General features: G+C 73.3%; 4 protein-coding genes and 1 pseudogene. 4 read left to right on the plus strand and 1 reads right to left on the minus strand.

Features of this window, described 5'->3' with window-relative positions; translation table 11 throughout:
• A partial coding sequence (locus SACSA_RS21005; RefSeq protein WP_048876316.1) for a hypothetical protein occupies positions 1–299 on the plus strand: 299 nt, incomplete at its 5' end.
• Positions 300–311: 12 nt separating this feature from the next.
• Here SACSA_RS21005 and SACSA_RS0101665 read toward each other — a convergent pair.
• Positions 312–647, minus strand: coding sequence for a cupin domain-containing protein (locus tag SACSA_RS0101665; protein ID WP_028661433.1), 336 nt, complete (start codon positions 645–647; stop codon positions 312–314).
• A gap of 289 nt (positions 648–936) precedes the next feature.
• Between SACSA_RS0101665 and SACSA_RS0101670 the strand changes: the two genes are divergently transcribed.
• From SACSA_RS0101670 to SACSA_RS25560, 3 genes and pseudogenes are all read left to right on the plus strand, one after another.
• Positions 937–1200, plus strand: a complete 264-nt coding sequence (locus tag SACSA_RS0101670; RefSeq protein ID WP_028661434.1) for a DUF1876 domain-containing protein — start codon at positions 937–939, stop codon at positions 1198–1200.
• Between the two features lie 265 nt (positions 1201–1465).
• Positions 1466–1780 carry a hypothetical protein gene (locus tag SACSA_RS0101675; RefSeq protein ID WP_019813011.1) on the plus strand — a complete coding sequence of 105 codons (315 nt, stop codon included), beginning with the start codon at positions 1466–1468 and terminating at the stop codon, positions 1778–1780.
• Positions 1777–2149 (plus strand): annotated as a pseudogene (locus tag SACSA_RS25560) (Acg family FMN-binding oxidoreductase); the annotation flags it as partial. The gene SACSA_RS0101675 and the pseudogene SACSA_RS25560, both read left to right, overlap by 4 nt.

Raw genomic sequence — 2149 nt, forward strand, 5'->3', positions numbered from 1 at the left:
CTCGCGGGGCGGCGTCCGAGGCGGCCGGACAGCCGCACCTCGACGCCGACCCCTTCGAGGTGGGCCGGGAGTACGGCACCCGGTGGTGTCGGCGCGGCACCCCCGCGCAGTGCGCCGAGGTCGAGATCGACCGGCCGCGCATCCCCGCGGCGGTCGATCGTGAGCTGCTCCGCTACGCCGAGGGCCGTGGCGTGGACACCTGGTCCGACGAACAGGCCAAGCACGCCGTGCGCGGAGGGTTCTGGCGCGGGTTCGACTTCGTCCGCGACGTCGGGGAGGTCGGCGCCGACGTCGGCTGAGCCCGCCGAGGGTCAGTGCAGAGCCACCGTCAACAACACGGTCGCGTCGGTGACGGCGTGCACGGAGTGCCGTTCGGGCGGCAGGACGGCGAGATCGCCGTCCGAGAGTTGCCACTGCCTGCTCGGGGTGCGCAGGAGCACGGTGCCGGAGAGCACCTGCAGTGTCCCGGCAGGCGGTGAGTCGTGCTCGGCCAGCTCCGTCTCGCCGGTCATCGCGATCAGCGTCGCGCGCAGCGAGTTGCCCGAGACGACCGTGCGGGCGGTGCGGTGGGAGTGCGCCGCGCGTGCCTCGTCGAGCAGGTCGGCGGCCAGTGCGCCCGTGGCGGTGACGGTGGAGTGGTCGATCACGGTACTCGCCTTCTGATCCGTCCTGGTCCGCTCACCGTGGAGCCGGTGGTTCGTGGTGCGGACGCCCGTGCCGCCATCGTCACCGCACGATGCCAACATCGCCACCCGTGGGATGCCCCCGTGGCGTGGATGCCGGGCGTCGTGGGCGCCGTGGCCCGGGTGCCGACGGGGCGTGCGGGACCACGCCCCCGCGGGGACCAAAGGCTCTTGCCCACCCGACCGGCCCCGGCATTGACTGGACATGTCTCGCCCACCACGGTGGGTGGGCCGGGAGCCGGGAGGGACCGCCATGCGACACACGTGGACGATGGAGATCGTCGTCGACGAGCACGACGACCGGACCAGGGCTGAGGCGACGCTGCGGACCGAATCCGGAACGAGCCGCACGGGAAGCGGGCTGGCGCGCCGCAATCCGCGTGACACCGACGTCCCCGCGATCGGGGACGAGCTCGCCGTGGCGCGGGCACTGGCGGATCTGTCGCACCAGCTGCTCGACGCGACCGCGAGCGACATCGAGTCTGTGACGCACCAACCGGCGCATCTGGTGGAGTGACCCGGAACCGTCGTCGGCGCCTGCGTGACGCGGCGCCACACATGCGGCTTCCGCACGGTCACCGCACGAAGCGGCACGGACACCGGACGCTCACGGCAGACGCCGGGGTTCACGGAGGTGACCGGCGGGTACACGCCGACCATGACACACGGCACCGATACGGGTGACCGGAGGCGACCCGGGACGGCGTGAGCGGAGGAGATCCGACTCCGCATTCGCCATCGCGCTCGGGCCGCCAGGGAGAACCCGTCGGGGGGAGGGACCCATGGCGACGAGGATGCAGGACCCGGCCGACCTCGCGGCTCAACAGCTCGCGGCGGTGGTGATCGCCGCTTTGCGACCGGACTCGGCCGCCACCGACCACGGCCCGGACCCGCGCATGATCAATCTCGCGGTGCGCAGGCTCGGTGACGAGCTGGGCGCGCTGCTGCGCGGTTTCGAGTCGGCCACCGCCGCACCCGGCACCGGGCAGGACGACCACCACGACCGGGCCGCCGACGCGGACAGCGCGATCGCCCGCGCGGCGCGCCTGGCCACGCACATCCTGCTGTCCGGCCACCCGCACCCGGATTCCGCATGAGTTCCTCCGAGCCCGCGGGCTGGGAGACCGACGTGTTCGGTGAGGCGCTGGCGTGCGCGCCGTCGGTGCTCAACACCCAGCCGTGGTCGTTGCGGATGCGTCCCGGCGTGGTGGAACTCGCCGAGCGGGACGACGTGGTGCTGCCCTTCCACGACCCGACAGGGCGCGACCGCACCATCTCCTGCGGTGCCGCGGTGGTGAATCTGGACCTGGCCCTGCGCGCGGTGGGCCGGTCCGCCGCGCTGACGGTGCTGCCGGAGCCCGGCGACACGACGCTGATCGCGCGGTTCCGGCTTCTCGGCCACGCCGAACCCAGCCGGTCCGAGCGCGCGGCGCACGCCGCGATGACGCGCAGGACGAGCCATCGGC

Origin of the sequence: Saccharomonospora saliphila YIM 90502 (genome assembly GCF_000383795.1) — a bacterium.
GTDB lineage: Bacteria > Actinomycetota > Actinomycetes > Mycobacteriales > Pseudonocardiaceae > Saccharomonospora > Saccharomonospora saliphila.